The organism is Pseudomonas phenolilytica, assembly GCF_021432765.1.
Lineage (GTDB): Bacteria > Pseudomonadota > Gammaproteobacteria > Pseudomonadales > Pseudomonadaceae > Stutzerimonas > Stutzerimonas phenolilytica.
Genome location: NZ_CP058908.1, coordinates 3,848,569 through 3,870,485 on the forward strand (window position 1 = coordinate 3,848,569; position 21,917 = coordinate 3,870,485).

Below are 21,917 nucleotides of genomic sequence, written 5' to 3' on the forward strand. Positions count from 1 at the left end.
TGATGGCATCACGGTGGATGTAAAAAACGACATCCAGCCTACGGTTCGGTCGCGGGCCAAGCGCTCCGGAACCTAGTGCATCGTGGGTGGATGACGCTCCGCCATCCACCGTGACGCGGCCGGCGCCACCGCCGGCCTCGTGCCTTACGTGGCCCGCTGGCGCTTGGCCTCGATGATGTTCGGCAGCTGCGATATCCGGCTCAGTAGCCGCCCGAGCGCATTCAACCCGGGAATCTCGATGGTCAGCGTCATCTGCGCGGTGCTGTCTTCCTTGTTCGAGCGGGTGTTCATCGACAGCACGTTGATTCGCTCGTTGAGCAGCATCTGCGAGATATCGCGCAGCAACCCGGAACGGTCGTAGGCGCGGATGAAGATTTCCACCGGATAGGTCTTCTCCGGGACCGGCCCCCAGCTGACCTGGATGATTCGCTCCGGCTCGCGGCCGGCCAGTTGCAGCACCGACGGGCAGTCCTGCCGGTGAATGCTGACGCCCCGGCCCTGGGTGATGTAGCCGACGATGGGATCGCCCGGCAGCGGCTGGCAGCAACCGGCCATCTGCGTCAGCAGGTTGCCCACGCCCTGAATCTGCACATCGCCGCGCTTGCCCGGCTTGTGCGGCGTCGAGCGCCGCGGAATCAGCTCCAGCTGGTCGTAGCCGCGCTCCGGCTCGACCAGCTGCTGCGCCAGATTGACCAGATGGGCCAGGCGCAGGTCGCCGGCACCGAGCGCGGCGAACATGTCTTCGGCAGTCTTGAGGTTGGCCTTCTCCGCGACCTTGTCGAAATCCACCGGCGGCAGGTCGAGGCGGTTCAGTTCCCGCTCCAGCAGCGTCTTGCCGGCGGCGACGTTCTGGTCGCGCGCCTGCAACTTGAACCAGTGGACGATCTTCGCCCGCGAGCGCGAGGTGGTGATGTAGCCCAGGTTGGGGTTCAGCCAGTCGCGGCTCGGCGACCCCTGCTTGCTGGTGATGATCTCCACCTGCTCGCCGGTCTGCAGGCTGTAATTGAGCGGCACGATGCGCCCGTTGACCTTGGCGCCGCGGCAGTTGTGGCCGATCTCGGTGTGCACCCGGTAGGCGAAGTCCAGCGGCGTGGCGCCCTTGGGCAGGTCGATGGCGTGGCCATCCGGGGTGAACACGTAGACGCGGTCGGGCTCGATGTCGACGCGCAGCTGGTCGGCCAGCCCGCCGATGTCGCCCAGCTCCTCATGCCATTCGAGCACCTGACGCAGCCAGGCGATCTTCTCCTCGTAGTGGTCCGAACCGGAATTGACGTCGGTGCCCTTGTAGCGCCAGTGCGCGCAAACCCCCAGCTCGGCCTCCTCGTGCATGGCCTGGGTGCGGATCTGCACCTCCAGCACCTTGCCTTCCGGGCCGATCACCGCGGTGTGCAGCGAGCGGTAGCCGTTCTCCTTGGGGTTGGCGATGTAGTCGTCGAACTCCTTGGGAATGTGCCGCCACAGCGTGTGCACGATGCCGAGCGCGGTGTAGCAGTCACGCACCTCCGGCACCAGCACGCGCACGGCACGTACGTCGTAGATCTGGCTGAACTGCAGGCCTTTCTTCTGCATCTTCCGCCAGATCGAGTAGATGTGCTTGGCGCGGCCGTCGATCTCCGGCTGGATGCCGGCCGCGGTCAGCTCATCCTTGAGTTGCTGCACCACGTTGGCGATGTACTGTTCGCGATCGAGCCGGCGCTCATGCAGCAGCTGGGCGATCTGTTTGTACTGCTCCGGCTCCAGATAGCGGAACGACAGGTCTTCCAGTTCCCACTTGATATGGCCAATGCCGAGGCGATGCGCCAGCGGCGCGTAGATGTCGAACACCTCGCGCGCCACGCGCTGACGCTTGTCCTCGCTGGCGTTCTTCACCGCGCGGATGGCGCAGGTACGCTCGGCCAGCTTGATCAGCGCCACGCGGACGTCGTCGACCATGGCCACCAGCATCTTGCGCAGGTTCTCCACCTGCGCCTGCGACCCCAGCACCAGCGACTCACGCGGGTTGAGGCTGGCGCTGATCGCGGCCATGCGCAGCACGCCCTCGATCAGCTTGGCGACCACCGGGCCGAAGCGCTGGTGCACCTCGGCCAGCTGAATCTTGCCTTCGCGCACGCCGCGGTAGATCACCGCAGCCACCAGGCTGTCCTGGTCGAGCTTGAGATCGGCCAGAATTTCGGCGATCTCCAGGCCGGTCTGGTAGCTGGAGGTGCCTTCGCTCCACAGATTCTGCGCGGCGTTGGCTTGCTGCTCGGCCTCGCGAGCGAACTCGCAGGCCTCCTTGAGTGCCGCGCGATCCAGCGCCGGGTCCATGCCCAGCACGTGGTCGAGCCAGCTGTCGAGGTTGATGCTGCCGTCGGTGTTGACCGGCTGAAGCGCTCTGACCTGTACCATCTAAACCTTCCCTCTGCGCAGTGACTGCGCCGCACGCCGGCATTCTGCGTGCCGGTCGGTTGAATCGCAGGCCGGTTGCCTGCCAAGAAATCACCGGGCAGCGCGGTCCGACATTTCGAACAGCGCCATCGCCTCGACATGCGCCGTCTGCGGGAACATGTCGATCACACCGGCCCGGGACAGCCGGTAGCCCTGGCGGGCCAGCTCGGCCGCGTCGCGGGCGAGCGTTGCAGGATTGCATGAAACATAGACGAGGCGGCGCGCACCGAACTCCGACATTTGTCGAACAACCTCCAGCGCGCCGTCACGCGGGGGGTCCAGCAGCACCGCGTCGAATCCGCTGCGCGCCCAGGGTGCATCGGCCAGCGGCTTCGACAGGTCTGCACGATAAAAGTGCAGGCCGTCCAGGCCGTTGCGCAACGCATTGCCCCGTGCCCGCTCGACCATCGCCTCGACGCCTTCTACGCCGGTCACCTGCGCGCCGCTGCGCGCCAGCGCCAGGGCGAAATTACCCAGCCCACAGAACAGGTCCAGCACCCGCTCGCCGGGAGTCGGCACCAGCCAGTCCAGGGCCTGGGCGATCATCGCCTCGTTGACCGCGGCGTTGACCTGGACGAAATCGCCCGGTCGCCACTCCAGCTCCAGATTCCACGGTTCCAGACGATAGCCCAGCGGTGCCGCTTCGAGTGGTACCGGCTCGCCCTCGCCCTGCAACCACAGCTGCGCACCCTGCTGGTGCGCGAACGCCTGCAGCTGCGCCAGATCGTCCGTCACCAGCGCCGCCGTGTGGCGCACCAACACGGCCTCGGCGGTACCGCTGAACAGTTCGATATGGCCGATGGCCTGGGGTCGGGTCAATTTCTGCAACACCGCCAACAAATGCGGCAACATCTTTTGCAAGGGCTGTACCAGCACGGGGCATTGTTCGATCGGGACGATCTGCTGGCTGGCCGCGGCGCGAAAGCCCACTGCCAGTCGCGCGGCCTTGGCATCCCAGCGCACGGCAAGTCGGGCGCGGCGTCGATAGCCGAGCTCCGGGCCGCTGAGCGGCGCGGCCCAGGCCTGTGGCTCGAGGCCGGCGACGCGCGCCAGCTGCTCGGCGAGGGTGCGCTGCTTGAGTTCGAGCTGATCGTCCGCCGCCGCATGCTGCAGGGTGCAGCCGCCACACAGGCGTGCATGCGGACAGGGTTCGTGGCGCCGCTGCGGGCTGGCGTCGAGTACCCGCTCACAGCGCGCCTCGACGATCTGCGCGCGCGCACCGAGCACGCGCGCCTCGACCCGCTCGCCCGGCAGCGCACCGGCTACGAACCAGGTACGGCCGTCGACGAAGGCGATACCGCGCCCATCGTGGGCCAGCCGCTCGATGAGCAGCGTCTGCTTCTTGCCGACCGGCACCTGCGGCTTGCGCTCGCCACCGCTGGGCTGAAAGCGCAAGGCGCCGCTACGTTTGGCCATTGGCTGGAACCTGCTTCAAGGGAACGGCAAGGCGCCGCGATGCCACCGGATGGCGGCAGGCGGCGATGAATTCAGTTGGGAGCGTCATACACGCCGGTGGACAGGTAACGATCGCCACGGTCGCAGACGATGGCCACGATCACCGCGTTCTCGACCTCGCGCGACAGGCGCAACGCCGCCGCCACCGCGCCGCCCGAGGACACGCCGCAGAAGATGCCTTCTTCGCGAGCCAGGCGACGCATCACCGTCTCGGCCTCGTCCTGCGACATGTCGACGACGCGGTCGACGCGCTCGGCCTGGAAGATCCTCGGCAGGTATTCCTGCGGCCAGCGGCGGATGCCGGGAATCGCCGCGCCTTCCATCGGCTGCAGGCCGACGATCTGCACGTTCGGATTCTGCTCCTTGAGGTAGCGCGACACGCCCATGATGGTGCCGGTGGTGCCCATCGAGCTGACGAAGTGGGTGATGCTGCCATGGGTCTGCCGCCAGATTTCCGGGCCGGTGCTGCCGTAGTGCGCTTCGGGGTTGTCGTCGTTGGCGAACTGGTCGAGCACCTTGCCGCGGCCCTCGGCCTGCATCTGCAGCGCCAGGTCGCGTGCGCCTTCCATGCCCTGCTCGCGGGTCACCAGGATCAGTTCGGCACCGTAGGCGGTCATCGCCGACTTGCGCTCGGCGCTGGAATTGTCCGGCATGATCAGGATCATCCGGTAACCCTTGATCGCCGCGGCCATCGCCAGGGCGATACCGGTATTGCCCGACGTGGCCTCGATCAGCGTGTCGCCGGGCTGGATATCGCCGCGCAGCTCGGCACGGTTGATCATCGACAGTGCGGGACGGTCCTTGACCGAGCCGGCCGGGTTGTTGCCTTCGAGCTTGACCAGAATGGTGTTGCTGGTGGTGCCGGGCAGGCGTTGCAGGCGAACCAGCGGCGTGTTGCCGATGCAGTCGGCAATGGTCGGGTAGTGGATTGTCATGACGTCATGAACCACACGGCGTGGAAAAAAGGCGCTCATGATACCGGCAACCGCCGGTCACGGGCAGACTCCGCGTGCCGCCGCGCTGGCCGCTTCGTCGCCTGCCCGATGGCCGCCTCGCATGGCGCGCAGCCCGCGCGTGCTCCATAATCGCGCCCCTTTGGCGCTGCCCGCCGTCTGGTGCAGCGGGCACTGGAGGTCTGTCGTGGAACTGCTGCATACCATCTACCTGATCGCGATCACCGCCGAAGCCATGTCCGGGGCCATCATGGGCATGCGTCGCGGCATGGACCTGTTCGGCATCTGCCTGCTCGGCACGGTGACCGCCCTGGGTGGCGGCACGGCCCGCGACATCCTGCTCGGCCATTATCCGATCGGCTGGATCGCGCACCCGGAATACCTGTCCTTCACCATCGGCGCGGCGATCGTCACCGGCTTCATCGCACGCTACCTGCATCGCCTGCGCCAGGTGTTCCTGCTGGTGGACGGCCTGGGCCTGGTGGCGTTCACGGTGATCGGTTGCGACGTGGCGATGGGCATGGGCGCGCACCCGTCGATCGTGGTCTTCGCCGGCGTCATCACCGGCATCTTCGGCGGTCTGATGCGCGACGTGCTGTGCAACGAGGTGCCGATGGTGCTGCAGCGCGAGCTGTACGCCACCGTCGCGCTGTTCACCGGCGTGCTCTACGTCGGACTGCTGTGGCTGGAGATGAACACCGCGCTGGCCACGCTGATCGCGCTGGGCAGCGGTTTCCTGTTCCGTGTGCTGGCGATGACTTTCCGCTGGCGCCTGCCGGACTTCAACGGCAAGGAGATTCGCGGCCTCGACTGAGCCGCGGCGGCGCCCGCCGGCTTGACCTGCGTACAGATTCGTCCCCGGCAAATCGCTACACTAGCGGGCTGGCAACCCAGGGGAATGGACTGTGCTCAAAGACGTAGGAATCCGAGGCCGCGTACTGGTGCTCACGCTGCTGCCGAGCACCCTGCTCGCCATCGCGCTGGGCGCCTACTTCACCTGGATGCAGCTCTCCGAGATGCGTCACCAGCTCGACGAACGCGGCGTGCTGATCGCCGAACAGCTGGCGCCGCTGGCCGCTCCGGCGATGAACCTGGGCTACGACAAACGCCTGCAGCGCATCCTGGCGCAGGTGCTCGACCAGAACGACGTCCGCGCGGTAACCATCCTCGACGCTGAACGTAACGCGCGCGCGCACGTCGGCCCGCGCATGCTCACCCCCTCGCCGCCCGGCGACCCGGAGGGCCTGACCCGGGTCAGCAGCCTGGACTACACGCGCATCCTCATGCCGGTGCTGCAGCAGCACCTGAATCTCGGCGAGGAGGCGCGCGGCAACGGTAATGCGCTGATCGGCTGGCTGGAGCTGGAGCTGTCGCATCACGGTACGCTGCTGCGCGGCTATCGCAGCCTGTTCACCAGCCTGCTGCTGGTCGGCGCCGGCCTGATCGTCACCGCCCTGCTGGCGCTGCGCATGAGCCGCACCATCAGCCAGCCGCTGCAGCGCGTGCAACTGGCCGTCGCCCAGCTCAAGGACGGCCATCTGGAAACGCGCCTGCCAGCGCTGGGCAGCCACGAGATGGACGAGCTGGCCTCGGGCATCAACCGCATGGCCGAGGCCCTGCTCAGCGCCCGCGAGGAGCTGCAGCAGAGCATCGACCAGGCCACCGCCGACGTGCAGCAGAATCTGGAAACCATCGAGATCCAGAACATCGAGCTGGACCTGGCGCGCAAGGAGGCCCTGGAAGCCAGCCGGATCAAGTCCGAGTTCCTCGCCAACATGAGCCACGAGATCCGCACGCCGCTCAACGGCATCCTCGGCTTCACCCATCTGCTGCAGAAAAGCGACCTCACTCCGCGCCAGCAGGACTACCTGTCGACCATCGAGAAATCCGCCGACAACCTGCTGGGCATCATCAACGAAATTCTCGACTTCTCGAAGATCGAGGCCGGCAAGCTGGTACTCGACAGCGTACCGTTCAACCTGCGCGACCTGATCGAGGACACCCTGACCATCCTCGCCCCGGCCGCGCACACCAAGCAGCTCGAGCTGGTCAGCCTGGTCTACCGCGACACCCCGCTGTCGCTGGTCGGCGATCCGCAGCGGCTCAAGCAGGTGCTGACCAATCTGGTCAGCAATGCCATCAAGTTCACCAACGAAGGCACCATCGCCGTGCGCGCGATGATCGAGGAAGAAAGCGCCGAGCGCGCGCAGTTGCGCATCAGCGTGCAGGACACCGGCATCGGCCTCACCGATCAGGACCTGCGGGCACTGTTCCAGGCCTTCAGCCAGGCCGACAACTCGCTGTCGCGCCAGCCCGGCGGCACCGGCCTGGGGCTGGTGATCTCCAAGCGCCTCATCGAGCAGATGGGCGGCGAGATCGGCGTCGACAGCATTCCCGACGAAGGCTCGGAATTCTGGATCACCCTGAGCCTGCCCAAAGCACGCGACGACATCGAGGACCAGCCGCCGGCCGCGCTGCTCGGACGCCGGGTGGCGCTGCTCGAACAGCATCCGCTGGCGCGTCAATCGCTGCAGCACCAGCTCGAAAGCTGCGGACTGAGCGTGCAGAACTTCGACAATCTGGAGCAGTTGCAGCGCAGCGTCGCCAGTCAGCGTGACAGCAACGTGCCGATCGACCTCGCCGTACTCGGCATCACCACCCGCGAACTGGCGCCGGCGCAGCTGGGCCAGCTACTCCACGAATTCGACACGCTGGATTGCAAATGCGTGGTGCTCTGCCCGACCACCGAACAACCCTTGTTCAGCGACACGTTGCCGGATCACCACAGCCACGCCCAGCTGCAGGGCAAGCCGGCGCGCACGCGCAAGCTGCAGCGCGTACTGCTGGAGCTGCTGCGCCCGGCGCAAGCGATGGCGCCGTCCGTTCAACCGGTCAATGGACGGGTGCCGCAGCTGCTCTGCGTGGATGACAACCCGGCCAACCTGCTGCTGGTGGAAACGCTGCTGAGCGATCTCGGCGCCGCGGTAGTCGCCGTGGACAACGGCCCCGATGCGCTGGAGGCGGTCAAGCGGCACAGCTTCGATCTGGTCCTGATGGACGTGCAGATGCCCGGCATGGACGGCCGGCAGACCACCGAGGCGATCCGCCAGTGGGAAAACGATACCGGCGCGCTGCCGCTACCGATCGTCGCCCTCACCGCGCATGCGCTGGCCAACGAAAAACGCGCCCTGCTGCAAGCCGGGCTGGACGACTACCTGACCAAGCCGATCAGCGAGCGCCAACTGGCGCAGGTGGTGCTCAAGTGGACCGGCCTGACCCTGCGCAGCCAGCCTCAGACGCAGCCGCCGAGTCCGCCGCGCGCCGTTCCGGCTGAAGCCCCGCCAGCGCTGCCGGAGCAGGTGTTCCCGGTTCTCGACGAGGAGGAAGGCCTGCGCCTGGCCGCCGGCAAGGCCGATCTCGCCGGCGAGTTGCTGAGCATGCTGCTCGGCTCGCTGGATGCCGACCGCGTGGCGATCCGCCAGGCGCGCCAGGCCGGCGACCGCCAGCTGCAGATCGAGCGCGTGCATCGCCTGCACGGCGCCACCCGCTACTGCGGCGTACCGCAGCTGCGCAACGCCTGTCTGCAGAGCGAGACGCTGCTCAAGCAGAACAGCCCGGCTGCCGAGGCGGCCCTCGACGAGCTGGACGCCGCCATCGAACGACTGGGGCACGCCGCCCGCGTCGCCAGCTAACCCTCCCTCATCCGAGCCGGATTTCCCCATGCCAGAGCGCTCCGCAACGCCCACCTTCCAACCCGCCGAACTCGAATGGGACGCGAGCGGCCAACCCCAATCGCGCCACTATGGCGACGTGTACTTCTCACGCGCCTCGGGGCTGGAAGAAACCCGCCATGTATTTCTCGCCCAGAACGATCTCGCCCGGCGCTTCGCCGCCCTCACCGCCGGGCAGCATCTGGTGATCGGCGAAACCGGCTTCGGCACCGGGCTCAACTTTCTCTGTGCCTGGCAGCTGTTCGACGAGGTCGCGCCAACCGGGGCGCGCCTGCACTTCGTCAGCGTCGAGAAGCATCCGCTGACTCACACCGATCTCACGAGGGCGCTGGCACTCTGGCCGCAACTGCAGACGCAGGCGCAGCCGCTGCTGGAGCAATACCTGGCGATTCATCCGGGCTTCCAGCAACTGGTGTTCGGCGGCGGCCGGGTGGTGCTGACGCTGCTGATCGGTGATGTGCTCGAAGCGCTGCCGAGTCTGGATGCGCGGGTCGATGCCTGGTTCCTCGACGGCTTCGCGCCGGCGAAGAATCCGGAAATGTGGCAGCCGGCGCTGTTCGCCGAGCTGGCGCGGCTGTCAGCGCCCGGGGCGACGCTGGGCACCTTCACCAGCGCCGGCTTCGTCCGCCGCGGTCTCGGCGAAGCCGGCTTTGACATGCAGCGCGTACCCGGTTTCGGCCACAAGCGCGAAATCCTCCGCGGACACTTCATCGGCAGCGCCACGGCGACGGCCAAGCCCTGGTACGCGCGCCCCGACTTCCAGCCGCGCCAGCGTCATGCGCTGGTGATCGGCGCGGGTCTTGCCGGCTGCGCCAGCGCCGCCAGCCTCGCCGCGCGCGGCTGGCACGTCAGCGTGCTGGAGCGCCACGCCAGCCCCGCCGAGGAGGGCTCCGGCAATCCGCAGGGCGTGCTCTATCTCAAGCTGTCGGCGCATGGCACCGCGCTGTCGCGGCTGGTGGTCGCCGGCTTCGGCTACACCCGCCGGCTGCTGCGCCAGTTGCAGCAGGGCCAGGACTGGGACGCCTGTGGCGTGTTGCAGATCGCCTATGACGACGAGGAACGCGCACGTCAGGCGGAGCTGGCGTCGGCATTCCCCGCCGATCTGGTGCATTCGCTGCCGCGGGCGGAGGCCGAACGGTTGGCCGGCGTGACCCTGCCGAACGGCGGGCTGTTCTATCCGCAGGCCGGCTGGGCGCATCCGCCGGCGGTCTGTCGCTGGCTGCTGGCGCAGCCGAACATCGAACTGCTGCGCCACCGCGAGGTGCTCGAACTGCGCCGCGACGGCGAGCAGTGGCAGGCGGTCTGCAACGGCGAGGTGCTGATCGAGGCGCCGCTGGTGGTGCTCGCCGGTGCCGCCGAGGCGGCGCGCTTCAGCCAAAGCGCCTGGCTGCCGCTCAAGCGCATCCGCGGGCAGATCACCTGCCTGCCGGCCACGGCCGACAGCGTTGCGCTGCGCACCGTGCTCTGCGCCAAGGGCTACGTCGCCCCGGCACGCGACGGCGTGCACACGCTGGGGGCGAGCTTCAACTTCCAGCAGTCCGATCCGGCGCCGAGCGAGGCCGAGCACCTGTCCAATCTGGAACAGCTAGCCGGAGTGTCCGAGGATCTCTACCGTCGTCTGCACGCTGACCCGGCGCAGGTCGGTCGCCTCGAAGGACGGGTGGCGATGCGCTGCACCAGCCCCGACTACCTGCCGCTGATCGGCCCGCTGGCCGACGCCGAAGGCTTCGCCGAAGCCTTCGCTGCGCTGAGCAAGAACGCCCGACAAACGCCAGACGCGCCCTGCCCCTGGCTCGACGGCCTGTACGTGAACACCGCGCACGGCTCGCGCGGGATGATCACCACGCTGCTCTCGGGCGAGCTGCTGGCTGCGTGGATCGAAGGCGAGCCGTTGCCGCTGCCGCGCGAAGTCGCCGAAGCCTGCCACCCCAACCGCTTCCTGCTGCGCAAGCTGATTCGCGGCAGCTGACCGATGCGCCGCCGCGGCTTCGGTCGCGGCGCATCAGTGCCGCCGCGCCGCCTGCGACAATGCCGCGCATCTTGCGCTCGTATGGCCCCCGCATGATACTCCCCCCCCTATCCAAACGATTGGTCGGAGACGCCGATGAAACGCCGCTACCTGATGCTCCTGAGCCTGCTTCCGCTCGGCCTGCACGCCGCTCCGGCGGTCGACACCACCCAGTTGCAAAGCGAGGCGCAGGCGCTGATTCCGCCGTTCCAGCAGCAGCTGCTCGCCACCGTCAAGCAGGCCGTTGCCGAAGGCGGGCCGGCCAAGGCCGTCGAAGCCTGCAACCTGCTCGCGCCGGGTATCGCCGCGCAGCACAGCAAGGCGCCCTGGCAGGTCGGCCGTACCGCGCTGAAGGTGCGCAACCCGGACAACGCGCCGGACGCCTGGGAACGCCAGGTGCTCGAGCAGTTCGCCCAGCGTGCCGCCGCCGGTGAACCGCTGGAGCAGCTGCGCCACGGCGAAGTGGTCAACGGTGAGTACCGCTACCTGCAGGCCATCGGCACCGCCGAAGCCTGCCTGGGCTGCCACGGCAGCAACATCAAGCCGCAACTGCTGACCCTGCTCGACCAGCACTATCCGCAGGATCAGGCGCGCGGTTTCAAGGAAGGCGATCTGCGCGGCGCCTTCAGCCTGCGCCGCCCGCTGGACCGCTGAGCGACGGGATCAGCTAGCATCGCCCTTTGTCTGCGACCCGAGGACTACTCGATGTGTGACCCACGCATACCGGCACGCGCAGCGGACGCTCGCTGATGGAGACGCTGCTGCTCGAAGCCCTCGGCATCGGCCTGCTGCTCGGCCTGCTGCTGGGGCTGACCGGCGCCGGCGGTTCGCTGGTCGCGCTGCCGCTGCTGCTCAGCCTGCATCTGCCGCTGCGCGATGCCATCGGTGTCAGCCTCGGCGCGGTCGCCATGTCGGCGCTGATTGGCGCGATTCCCCGCGCCTGGCAAGGCCAGGTGGCCTGGAAGCCGGTGGCGTTGCTGGCGCTGTGCGGCCTGCCAGGCAACGCCGCCGGGCAGTGGCTCGGCCAGTTCATCGCCGAGAAGGCGCTGATCATCGCCTTCTGCCTGCTGGTGATGTGGTCGGCCTGGCGCATGTGGCGCGGAGCGAGCCTGCCGGCGCGGGAAAACGGCTCGATACGTCACGCTGCGCTGATCGCCATCGGCCTGGGCGTCGGTCTGTTGTCCGGGCTGATGGGCGTTGGCGGCGGCTTCCTGGTCGTGCCGGCGCTGCTCTGGTTCACGCCACTGACACTGCTCAGCGCGATGGCCACCTCGATGGCGGTGATCGCGCTGGTCAGCGGCGGCGGTTTCCTCCTCTACCTCAGCGATGCCCAGCCACCGCTGGCCCTGCTCGGCGGGCTGGCAGCCGGCGGCGCGTGCGGCGTGCTGGCCGGCAATCGGCTGGCGAACTATCTCAACAGCAGCGTGCTGCAGCGCATCTTCGCGCTGATGCTGGTGGCCGTCAGCCTGTCGTTGGGCGTGCAGAAGCTGCTGCTCGGACACTGACTCAGCGCCGCAGCGGGTCATCCCAGAACGGCCGGCTGGCTTCCTGCTCGATATCGGCCCGGCTGTAACCGATGTCCTTGAGCATCGCGTCGCTCATCGACGCCAGCTGCCGGCGCTGGCGCGCCAGTTCCTGCCAGCGACGCAGTTGCCGCCAGCCGTCGCGTAGCAACATGCCCCAGGCGAGACGGCGCGGCGCCGGCAGGTGCCGCAGGATCGATGCGTTGTCATGGGTTTTCATGCTCTGGCCCTCCAATCGGGATGGCGCCAGTTTCTTGCCGTGACTACGATCAATCCAACGAATACTCTTGATGCGACCCATCTTGGAGATTGATGAGTGGCCAACTATCCGGGCATCGATACCGAGCTGCTGCGCAGCTTCGTCGCCATCGCCGACCATGGCGGATTCACCCGCGCGGCGGAGGCGGTGCACCGCACGCAGTCGGCGATCAGCATGCAGATGAAGCGCCTGGAGGAGGACGTGCTGCAGCGTCCGCTGTTCGAGCGCAGCGGCCGGCAGGTCAGCCTCACCGCCGAGGGCCAGGTGCTGCTCGGTTATGCGCGGCGCATCCTCAAGCTGCATGGCGAGGTAATGACCACGCTGCGCGAGCCGCACATGGTCGGCGCGGTGCGCATCGGCACGCCGGACGACTACGTGATGCGCTTTCTGCCCGGCATCCTCGCGCAGTTCGCCCAGGCCTACCCGCTGGTGCAGGTCGAGCTGCACTGCGAGCCTTCCTACCAGTTGCTGCAGCGCCAGGACATGGACCTGACCATCGTCACCCGCGAGCCGGGCACCGAGATCGGCCAGCTGCTGCGCCAGGAGCGTTTCGTCTGGGCCGAAGCCGCCGGCTACGACTTGCACGAACAACGGCCGATCCCGCTGGCGATGTTCAACAGCGGCTGCTTCTGCCGCGCCTGGGTGTGCAATGCGCTGGATGCGGCCGAGATCGACTACCGTATCGCCTACACCAGCCCGAGCCTGGCGGCGCTGATGGCACTGGTCGGCGCCGGGCTGGGGGTGACCGCGCAACTGCGCAGCCTGATCCCCCCGCAGTTGCGCATTCTTGGCGAAGCCGAAGGGCTGCCGCCCTTGCCGCAATGCAGCATCGTGCTGCTGCGCAATCCGCGCAGCCAGTCACCGGTGAGCGAGGCGCTGGCCGAGTACATCGTCGAGGGCTTCCGCCTGTAGCGAGCCAGGCGCGCGGGCAGAAAAGCTGAACTTCGACGGAAACCCGTCAGTCACACTCCCCAACGGCACCAACCGGAAAGGAACTATGTGTGGCATAGCTGGAGAACTTCGTTTCGACAATCGACCGGCCGATCTGGCCGCGGTTGAACGCATCACCCAACACCTCACCGCGCGCGGCCCCGATGCGTGCGGCTTCCATAGCCAGGGCCCGCTGGCCCTCGGCCATCGCCGGCTGAAGATCATGGATCTGTGCGAGGCCTCCGGCCAGCCGATGATCGATCCGCAGCTCGGCCTGGCGATGGTCTTCAACGGCGCCATCTACAACTACCCGGAGCTGCGTGCCGAGCTGGAAGCGCTGGGCTACCGCTTCTTTTCCGAAGGCGACACCGAGGTCCTGCTCAAGGGTTTCCACGCCTGGGGCGAAGCGCTGCTGCCGCGCCTGAACGGCATGTTCGCCTTCGCCATCTGGGAGCGTGACAGCGGACAGCTGTTCATCGCCCGCGACCGCCTCGGCGTCAAACCGCTGTACCTGTCGCGCACCGGGCAACGCCTGCGCTTCGCCTCGACGCTGCCGGCCCTGCTCAAGGGCGGCGACATCGCCGGCGACCTCAATCCGGTGGCGCTCAATCACTACATGAGCTTCCACGCGGTGGTGCCGGCGCCGGACACGCTGATCGCCGGCATCGAGAAACTGCCGCCGGCCAGCTGGATGCGCGTCGGCGTCGACGGCACGACCTCCACCCACCGCTGGTGGACGCTGGAGTACGGCGCCCGCGACGACGAGCAGCACTACAGTTTCGAGGACTGGCAGCGCCGCACCCTCGACACCCTGCGCGAAGCAGTGGCGATCCGCCAGCGCGCCGCAGTGGATGTCGGCGTGCTGCTGTCCGGCGGCGTCGATTCCAGCCTGCTGGTCGGCCTGCTGCGCGAGGCAGGCGTCGCCGACAACCTGCTGACCTTCTCCATCGGCTTCGAGGATGCCGGCGGCGAGCGCGGCGACGAGTTCAAGTACTCCAACCTGATCGCCGAGCACTACGGCACGCGTCACCATCAGCTGCGCATCCAGGAGCGGGAGATTCTCGAGCAGCTGCCGGCGGCTTTCCAGGCCATGAGCGAGCCGATGGTCAGCCATGATTGCATCGCCTTCTATCTGCTTTCGCGCGAGGTCGCCAGGCACTGCAAGGTGGTGCAGAGCGGCCAGGGCGCGGACGAGCTGTTCGCCGGCTACCACTGGTATCCGCAGGTGGACGGCGCCAGCGATCCCGTGGCGGCCTACCTGGGCGCCTTCCGCGATCGCGACTACGACGAATACCGCGCGCTGATGCAGGAGCAGTGGCATCAGGGCGACTTTTCCGGCGAGTTCGTCCGCCGCCATTTCGCCGAACCCGGCGCCGAGGCCGCGGTGGACAAGGCGCTGCGCATCGACAGCACCGTCATGCTGGTCGACGACCCGGTCAAGCGGGTGGACAACATGACCATGGCCTGGGGCCTGGAAGCGCGCACGCCGTTCCTCGACTACCGCGTGGCCGAGCTGTCGGCGCGCATTCCGGCGCGCTTCAAGCTGCCGGACGGCGGCAAGCACGTACTCAAGGAGGCCGCGCGCCAGGTGATACCGGCCGCGGTGATCGACCGCCCCAAAGGCTACTTCCCGGTGCCCGGACTCAAGCATCTGCAGGGCGAAACTCTCGACTGGGTCCGCCAGCTGCTGCTCGATCCCAGCCAGGACCGCGGGCTGTACCGCCCTGAAGCCATCGAGCGGCTGCTCGCCGATCCGCATGGCCAGCTGACGCCGCTGCGCGGCTCAAAACTCTGGCAGCTCGCGGCGGTCAACCTTTGGTTGAGTGAGCAAGGCCTCTAAGAATGCGCACGCCCGGCGGCAACGCCAGCTGCCGACGTGGGCCACGCCTCAAGGGAAAGCACCATGCAGAAGTCTCAAGCCTATGGTCAGCGCCTGTTGCGCGGGCAAGCACCTACCTACCAGCGCCTGCAGGCGCGATTTGCCGAAGACGGCCAGGCCGAGCCCTGCGGCCCGGTGACCCTGAACTGCGGCTGGGGCCGCATCCTGATCGGCCACACCTACGCCGATCCGGCGGAACTCGCCACCGATCTGCTCAACGAACAGGCCGGCGAGCGTGACATCGCGCTGTACGTCGCCGCACCGCATCAGGTGCTGGCGCACGCACCGCAACAGCTGTTCCTCGACCCCTCCGATACGCTGCGCATCTGGTTCACCGATTACCGCCCGGCACGCAAGGGCGTGCGCGGCTTCGGCGTACGTCGCGCACAGAGCGCCGCGGATTGGCAGGCGATCAATGGCCTTTACCAGTCGCGCGGCATGATGCCGGTCGACCCGGAACGCTGCACGCCGCGCGAGGAAGGCGGCCCGGTGTACTGGATCGCCGAGGACGAGAGTTCCGGGCAGGTCATCGGCAGCGTAATGGGCATCGATCATCACAAGGCGTTCAACGATCCCGAGCACGGTTCGAGCCTCTGGTGCCTGGCGGTTTCCCCCAGCTGCCCGCGACCGGGCGTCGGCGAGGTGCTGGTGCGTCACCTGATCGAACACTTCATGGGCCGTGGGCTGGCCTATCTCGACCTGTCGGTGCTGCACGACAACCAGCAGGCCAAGGCGCTGTACGCCAAGCTCGGCTTTCGCGACCTGCAGACCTTCACCGTCAAGCGCAAGAACAGCTTCAACCAGCCTCTGTTCCTCGGCCCGGGGCCGGAAGCCACGCTCAATCCGTACGCGCGCATCATCGTCGACGAAGCGCGCCGACGCGGCATCGAGATCGCCATCGACGACGCCGAGGCCGGGCTGTTCACCCTCACCCAGGGCGGCCGGCGGGTGCGCTGTCGCGAATCGCTGTCGGACCTGACCTCGGCGGTGAGCATGACGCTCTGCCAGGACAAGACGCTGACCCACCGCACGCTCGCACGTGCCGGCATCCAGCTACCCGCACAGCAGCTGGCCGGCAGCGCGGCCGACAATGCGGCGTTTCTCGCCGAGCATGGCAGCGTGGTGGTCAAGCCAGTGGACGGTGAGCAGGGCCAGGGCGTCGCCGTCGATCTGCGCAGCGTCGAGGAGATGCAGGAAGCCATCGAACTGGCGCGCCAATTCGACAGCCGCGTGCTGCTGGAAAGCTTCCACCCCGGCCAGGACCTGCGCATCGTCGTCATCGGCTACGAGGTGGTCGCGGCGGCGATTCGCCGGCCCGCCGAAGTCATTGGCGACGGGCGCAACAGCATCGGCGCACTGATCGAAGCCCAGAGCCGCCGGCGCCAGGCCGCCACCGGCGGCGAAAGCCGTATCCCGCTGGACGAGGAAACCCGCCGCTGCCTGCGCGACGCCGGGTTCGACCTGGACAGCGTGCTCGAGCAGGGTCAGCGCCTGGCCGTGCGCCGCACCGCCAACCTGCATACTGGCGGCACGCTGGAAGACGTCACCGCCCAGCTGCATCCCGAGCTGGTCGAGGCGGCCGTGCGCGCCGCGCGGGCGCTGGACATTCCGGTGGTCGGGCTCGACCTGCTGGTGCCTGCCGTGGACCAGCCCGACTATGTGTTCATCGAAGCCAACGAGCGCGTCGGCCTGGCCAACCATCAGCCGCAACCGACCGCCGAGCGTTTCATCGACCTGCTCTTCCCGCTCAGCCAGAACAACGCCTGAGTCCCGCGCCGGCCCGCACGTCTGACGCGTGCGGGCCGGCATTCATCCGGCCGCCTGCGGCCCCGACGGGAGCCTTCAATGACCGCAAGAACCCCCGAACCCGATCTCAACTATCTGCAGCGCGTGCTGCTGGAAATGCTCGCCATCCCCAGCCCCACCGGCTTCACCGACACCATCGTGCGCTATGTCGCCGAACGCCTGCAGGAGCTCGGCGTTCCCTTCGAGCTGACGCGTCGCGGCACCATCCGCGCGACGCTCAAGGGCCGCCGCGACAGCCCGGACCGCGCGGTGGCGGCGCACCTGGACACCATCGGCGCGATCGTCCGCGAGATCCAGCCCAGCGGACGCCTCGGTCTGGCCCCGGTGGGCTGCTGGTCGAGCCGCTTCGCCGAAGGCAGCCGCGTCAGCGTGTTCACCGACACCGGCGTGATCCGCGGCAGCGTGCTGCCATTGCTGGCGTCCGGGCATGCCTTCAACACGGCGGTGGATGAGGCACCGGTGAGCTGGGACCACGTCGAGCTGCGCCTGGATGCCTACACCTACAGCCGCGCCGAAACCTGCGCGCTGGGGGTCAACATCGGCGATTTCGTCGCCTTTGACCCGATGCCCGAATTCACCGAGAGCGGCTATATCAGTGCCCGTCACCTGGACGACAAGGCCGGCGTCGCCGCCCTGCTCGCCGCGCTCAAGGCCATCGTCGAAAGCGGCCAGGAGCCCCCGATCGACTGCCATCCGCTGTTCACCATCACCGAGGAAACCGGCTCCGGCGCCGCCGGCGCACTGCCCTGGGATGTCAGCGAATTCGTTGGCATCGACATCGCGCCGGCGGCCAAGGGCCAGGAGTCCAGCGAGCATGCGGTCACCGTGGCCATGCAGGATTCCGGCGGCCCCTACGACTTCCATCTGTCGCGTCACCTGCTCCGCCTGGCCGGCGAGCAGGACATTCCGGTCCGCCGTGACCTGTTCCGCTACTACCACAGCGACGCGCAGTCGGCGATCGAGGCCGGCCACGATATTCGCACCGCCCTGCTGGCATTCGGTTGCGATGCCACCCACGGCTACGAACGCACCCATATCGACAGCCTCAGCGCGCTGAGCCGACTGCTGTGCAGCTACATGCTCAGTCCACCGGTGTTCGCCAGCGACGCCCAGCACGCGCAGGATTCGCTGGAGCGTTTCAGCCACCAGCTGGAGCACGACGCACAGATGGAGAACGACACCCGCGTGCCGGCGGTGGACTCGCTGGTCGGCCGCGACGCCGACGATCACCGGCAATAAAGAACGGCGGTGCGTGACCGGCTACCGGCTTCCGTGCCGCCGGGGTTGCCGCAGCGCGGCGCCTAGGCAAAGATAGCGCCGCAATCGCGCGGCATGATGGAAGGCCCGAGCCAGGGTCTGGGGCAGTTCGGCAGTCCCCCATTTCGTTGGCCGCCTTCCAGCACTTTCCTGCTGCCCGTTCCCGGAATCCGACCATGTTGCCGCGTCTCTGCCTGGCGATCCTGCTTTACTGTCTTTCGCCGCTGGCGTGGGCTTTCGCGCCCGCCTTGCTGGATTCCGCCGACGCGCGCCAGGCACTCGGCGAGCACACCTATTTCCTTGAGGACCCGCACGGCGAGCTGAGCGTGGAGCAGGTGCTCGCCCTGCCTACGGAGAGCTTCCAGCAGCTGACCGGCCGCCACGTCAACCAGGGCAAGAACGATTCGACCTGGTGGCTGCGGGTGCAGCTGGACAATCGTCTGGCCGGCGCGCTCGGCGGCTTCATCGAGATCAATTACCCGCTGCTGGACCATATCGAGCTGTACTTGCAGTACCCGGACGGCAGCCTCAGCCGGCAGTTGTCCGGCGACCATTACCCGTTCACCCAGCGTCCGGTGAAGATCGCCGACTTCTGGTTTCCGGTCGAACTGCCCACCGGTAACACCACCCTGCTGTTGCGTCTGAAGACCAGCAGCACCCTGTACGTGCCGCTGTATTTCAGCAGCTATACCGCCAGCGCCGCGGCCCAGGAAGAGCTGCTCGGCATGAGCGGTGCGTTCTACGGCGTGCTGTTCGCCATGTTCTGCTACAACCTGTTCCTGTTCGTCTCGCTGCGCGAGCCGGCGTACTTCTGGTACCTGATCTACAACCTCAACGTCGGCCTTTTCGCCCTGGCGTTCGATGGCCTGCTGATCAAATGGCTGCCGGACAACAGCACCATCTCGACCTTCGGCATCTATCTGCTGATGTACAGCCACTGCCTGGTGGCGATCCAGTTCAGCCGGCATTTCCTGCATACCCGCGAGCACTTCCCGCACCTGGACCGCGGCTTGCGCGTGGCGCTGCTGGCAGCATTCGCCAGTCTGGCCTCCGGCGTGCTGCTGAGCCTGCATGTCTGGAGCATCCTGGCTAGCGTGGTGGTGATCGTCACCTCCATCGGCCTGCTCGCCACCGGCGCCTTCGTCTGGCGCAACGGCGTGCGCTACGGGCTGTACTACACGATCGCCTGGGGCGTGCTGCTCGCCTCGTTCATCATCGTGACCACCGGATCGCTGGGTTTCGAGGTGCTCGGGCTGTACGGCGCCTCGGTGGTCAAGGCGGCGGTGACCTTCGAGCTGATCACCCTCTCGCTGGGCCTGGCCGACCGCATCAACCGCCTCAAGGAAGAGGGATTCCGTTCGCGCCAGGCCGCCGAACAGGCCCACAGCGAGAACGAAGCCAAGAGCCGCTTCCTCGCCAAGATGAGCCACGAGATCCGCACCCCGCTCAACGGGGTGCTGGGCATGCTGCAGCTGCTGCGCGAAACCCCGCTGGACCGCAGCCAGCGCTTCTACCTGGACACCATCACCAGCTCCGGCCATTCGCTGATGACGGTGATCAACGACATCCTCGACTATGCCCGCATCGGTTCGGGCAAGCTCAGCCTGGAAGACATCGAGTTCGACCTGGAAACGCTGATTTCCGAATCCATCAGCCTGCTCACGGCGCAGGCGCTGGACAAGCAGCTGAGTCTGCACGTTGGCCTGCAGCCGCATGTACCGCGCCGGGTCCGCGGCGATCCGACCCGCCTCAAGCAGATCCTCATGAACCTGCTGAGCAACGCGCTGAAGTTCACCGAGCAGGGCTACGTGCGCCTGGAAGTATCCTGCACCCATGAGGCGGATGGCTCGCCGTACCTGCGCTTCTGCGTCAGCGACAGCGGCATCGGCATGCGCGCCGAGGTGCTCGCCACGCTGTTCGAGTCGTTTTCCCAGGGCGATTCCAGCACCAGCCGTCGCTACGGCGGCAGCGGCCTGGGCCTGGCGATCAGCAAGGAGCTGGTGGAGATGATGCGCGGGCGCATCGAGGTGCAGAGCACACCGGGCGAAGGCAGCCGCTTCAGCTTCGAGATTCCGCTGCATGTCAGCGCACAGGACGACGATCCGATGATCACCTTGCTCGCCGGTCGGCCGGCGCTGCTGGCTTCGCTCGACGGCAACGGCGTCGATGCGCTGAGCCAGCTGCTGCAACGCTGGGGCATGCGCACCGAGCGCTGCCTGGAGCCGGAACGACTGCTCGACTATCTGAGCGACTACAGCGCCCCGCCGCTGCTGGTGCTGCAGGCGCCGTGGCCAGGCACGCCGGGCCAGTGGCTGGAACAGCTCGCGGCGCATCTGGAGACGAACCAGCGGGTTCTGCTGCTCTATCCACCGATACTGGAACAGCCGCAGCCCGTAGCCGGGCTGCGCATGGCCAGCCTGTCGCTGCCGCTGCAGAGCGCGCCGTTGCGTGATGCGCTGCAGACACTCTACGAGGACAACGTGCCGACGCCGGCCACGCCGGCGCCGGACGAGGTCGCCGGCAACCCGCCGTGCATTCTGGTCGCCGAAGACAATCCGGTGAACCAGATGGTCGTCCGCGGTCTGCTGCAGAAGCGTGGCTACACAGTGCGGCTGGCCGACAACGGGCGTCAGGCCGTGGAGTTGTATCGGCGCGATCCGGGTTCGGTCCGCCTGATCCTGATGGATTGCGAGATGCCCGAGGTCGACGGCTACGAGGCCAGCCGGCAGATCCGCGCGCTGGAAGCCGAACGGCAATGGCCGACGGTGCCGATCATCGCCGTCACCGCCCATGTGCTGGCCGAGCATCGCCAGCGCGGCCTCGCCGCCGGCATGAACGACTTCATCGGCAAGCCGCTGGAAAGCCAGCAACTCTATGCCTGCCTGGACGATTACCTGCACGATGCCACGAGCCCGCCGGTAGAATCCTCGCCCCGCCCTCGCTGATCGGATCCGCGATGCTGATTCCCTACGACCTGCTCGAACCGGACACCCTCACCCGCCTGATCGAGGATTTCGTCACCCGCGACGGCACCGACAACGGTGACGAGACCCCGCTGGATACCCGTGTCGCCCGCGTACGACGCGCGCTGGACAAGGGCGAGGCGGTGATCGTGTTCGACGCCGACAGCCAGCAATGCCAGCTGGCGCTGCGCCATGAGGTCCCGCGGGAATGGCTCGAATGAGCCGCTCAGCTGAATAGCGAGCTTTCGCGCTCCCACGCACAGCGCAGGCGCAGTTCGCTCTGCTGCGGGTTGTGGCTGCCGGTCTCGGTTTCCCAGCGGAAGGTGTGCGCACCGGCGAGTTCGGTCTCCAAATGGACCACCGCGCTGCTCCAGTAGAGCTGCCGGAGCAGCGCCTCGAAGTGCTCGACCCACAGCGCCCACTCGTACTCCACGGCGCGATAGCTGGCGCCGAAGTGAATCACCTGGGTCTGATACAGGCCCTGCTCCGCCTCGCTGCAGTAGGAGAACATCTCACGACCAATGAACGGCCAGGCTTCGCCGTGCGGCAGTGCGCGCAACACCTTGCGGTTGCTGACGCGGCGGCGCAGGCATTGCTCCGGGTCGGCCGAAGGCCAGTCACGGATGCAGCCATAAACGATGGATTCGGACTCCATGCGGTTACTCCGGTGCGGCAGGCCAGGAAAAGGCGAGCTTTCTAGCACAGCGTGGAGGGACGGTCATCCGC

Annotated in this window: 16 protein-coding genes; 11 read left to right on the top strand and 5 right to left on the bottom strand. The window is 67.4% G+C overall.

All coding sequences use genetic code 11. The annotated features are described in order from the left end of the window. Nucleotides 1-144: 144 nt before the first annotated feature. From relA to cysM, 3 genes are all read right to left on the bottom strand, one after another. Nucleotides 145-2,388, bottom strand: a complete 2,244-nt coding sequence (gene relA, locus HU825_RS18355; protein WP_008570709.1) for a GTP diphosphokinase — start codon at nucleotides 2,386-2,388, stop codon at nucleotides 145-147. 90 nt (nucleotides 2,389-2,478) lie between these two features. After that, nucleotides 2,479-3,843: a 23S rRNA (uracil(1939)-C(5))-methyltransferase RlmD gene (gene rlmD, locus HU825_RS18360; protein WP_234302632.1), complete on the bottom strand. Its 1,365-nt coding sequence runs from the start codon at nucleotides 3,841-3,843 to the stop codon at nucleotides 2,479-2,481. Between the two features lie 71 nt (nucleotides 3,844-3,914). Continuing rightward, nucleotides 3,915-4,817 (bottom strand): cysteine synthase CysM, encoded by a 903-nt coding sequence (cysM, locus tag HU825_RS18365; RefSeq protein ID WP_077683850.1) that lies wholly within the window; start codon nucleotides 4,815-4,817, stop codon nucleotides 3,915-3,917. Between the two features lie 205 nt (nucleotides 4,818-5,022). On the opposite strand from cysM, the gene HU825_RS18370 reads away from it, so the two are divergent. The 5 genes from HU825_RS18370 to HU825_RS18390 all read left to right on the top strand — a co-directional run bounded on the left by HU825_RS18370 (nucleotide 5,023) and on the right by HU825_RS18390 (nucleotide 12,079). Beyond that, nucleotides 5,023-5,649 (top strand): trimeric intracellular cation channel family protein, encoded by a 627-nt coding sequence (locus HU825_RS18370; protein WP_008570712.1) that lies wholly within the window; start codon nucleotides 5,023-5,025, stop codon nucleotides 5,647-5,649. A gap of 91 nt (nucleotides 5,650-5,740) precedes the next feature. Further along, nucleotides 5,741-8,527, top strand: coding sequence for a response regulator (locus tag HU825_RS18375; RefSeq protein WP_077683849.1), 2,787 nt, complete (start codon nucleotides 5,741-5,743; stop codon nucleotides 8,525-8,527). A 28-nt stretch (nucleotides 8,528-8,555) separates the two neighbouring features. Further along, entirely contained in the window at nucleotides 8,556-10,535 is a 1,980-nt protein-coding gene (mnmC, locus tag HU825_RS18380) for a bifunctional tRNA (5-methylaminomethyl-2-thiouridine)(34)-methyltransferase MnmC2/FAD-dependent 5-carboxymethylaminomethyl-2-thiouridine(34) oxidoreductase MnmC1 (protein WP_234302633.1), read from the top strand. A 135-nt stretch (nucleotides 10,536-10,670) separates the two neighbouring features. Further along, a complete protein-coding gene (locus HU825_RS18385) occupies nucleotides 10,671-11,228 on the top strand; it encodes a Tll0287-like domain-containing protein (RefSeq protein WP_234302634.1) in 558 nt (185 codons plus the stop codon). Between the two features lie 95 nt (nucleotides 11,229-11,323). Further along, nucleotides 11,324-12,079 carry a sulfite exporter TauE/SafE family protein gene (locus HU825_RS18390; RefSeq protein WP_234302635.1) on the top strand — a complete coding sequence of 252 codons (756 nt, stop codon included), beginning with the start codon at nucleotides 11,324-11,326 and terminating at the stop codon, nucleotides 12,077-12,079. 1 nt (nucleotide 12,080) lies between these two features. Here HU825_RS18390 and HU825_RS18395 read toward each other — a convergent pair whose 3' ends face one another. Further along, nucleotides 12,081-12,317: a DUF1127 domain-containing protein gene (locus HU825_RS18395; protein ID WP_043299305.1), complete on the bottom strand. Its 237-nt coding sequence runs from the start codon at nucleotides 12,315-12,317 to the stop codon at nucleotides 12,081-12,083. 96 nt (nucleotides 12,318-12,413) lie between these two features. Here HU825_RS18395 and HU825_RS18400 point away from each other — a divergent pair, with 96 nt between their 5' ends. The 6 genes from HU825_RS18400 to HU825_RS18425 all read left to right on the top strand — a co-directional run bounded on the left by HU825_RS18400 (nucleotide 12,414) and on the right by HU825_RS18425 (nucleotide 21,412). Further along, complete coding sequence (locus HU825_RS18400) at nucleotides 12,414-13,268, top strand: LysR substrate-binding domain-containing protein (RefSeq protein ID WP_043299303.1); 855 nt, start codon at nucleotides 12,414-12,416, stop codon at nucleotides 13,266-13,268. Between the two features lie 85 nt (nucleotides 13,269-13,353). Continuing rightward, nucleotides 13,354-15,126, top strand: a complete 1,773-nt coding sequence (locus tag HU825_RS18405) for an N-acetylglutaminylglutamine amidotransferase (RefSeq protein WP_234302636.1) — start codon at nucleotides 13,354-13,356, stop codon at nucleotides 15,124-15,126. 63 nt (nucleotides 15,127-15,189) lie between these two features. Further along, nucleotides 15,190-16,932, top strand: a complete 1,743-nt coding sequence (gene ngg, locus HU825_RS18410; RefSeq protein WP_234302637.1) for an N-acetylglutaminylglutamine synthetase — start codon at nucleotides 15,190-15,192, stop codon at nucleotides 16,930-16,932. 78 nt (nucleotides 16,933-17,010) lie between these two features. After that, entirely contained in the window at nucleotides 17,011-18,210 is a 1,200-nt protein-coding gene (locus HU825_RS18415; protein ID WP_138300244.1) for an osmoprotectant NAGGN system M42 family peptidase, read from the top strand. Between the two features lie 194 nt (nucleotides 18,211-18,404). Next, nucleotides 18,405-21,173, top strand: a complete 2,769-nt coding sequence (locus HU825_RS18420) for a hybrid sensor histidine kinase/response regulator (RefSeq protein ID WP_156715102.1) — start codon at nucleotides 18,405-18,407, stop codon at nucleotides 21,171-21,173. An 11-nt stretch (nucleotides 21,174-21,184) separates the two neighbouring features. After that, nucleotides 21,185-21,412, top strand: coding sequence for a YheU family protein (locus HU825_RS18425; RefSeq protein WP_043299293.1), 228 nt, complete (start codon nucleotides 21,185-21,187; stop codon nucleotides 21,410-21,412). A 5-nt stretch (nucleotides 21,413-21,417) separates the two neighbouring features. Here the strand turns inward: HU825_RS18425 and HU825_RS18430 are convergent, their stop codons facing one another. Next, entirely contained in the window at nucleotides 21,418-21,846 is a 429-nt protein-coding gene (locus tag HU825_RS18430) for a hypothetical protein (RefSeq protein WP_043299291.1), read from the bottom strand. Nucleotides 21,847-21,917: the final 71 nt, after the last annotated feature.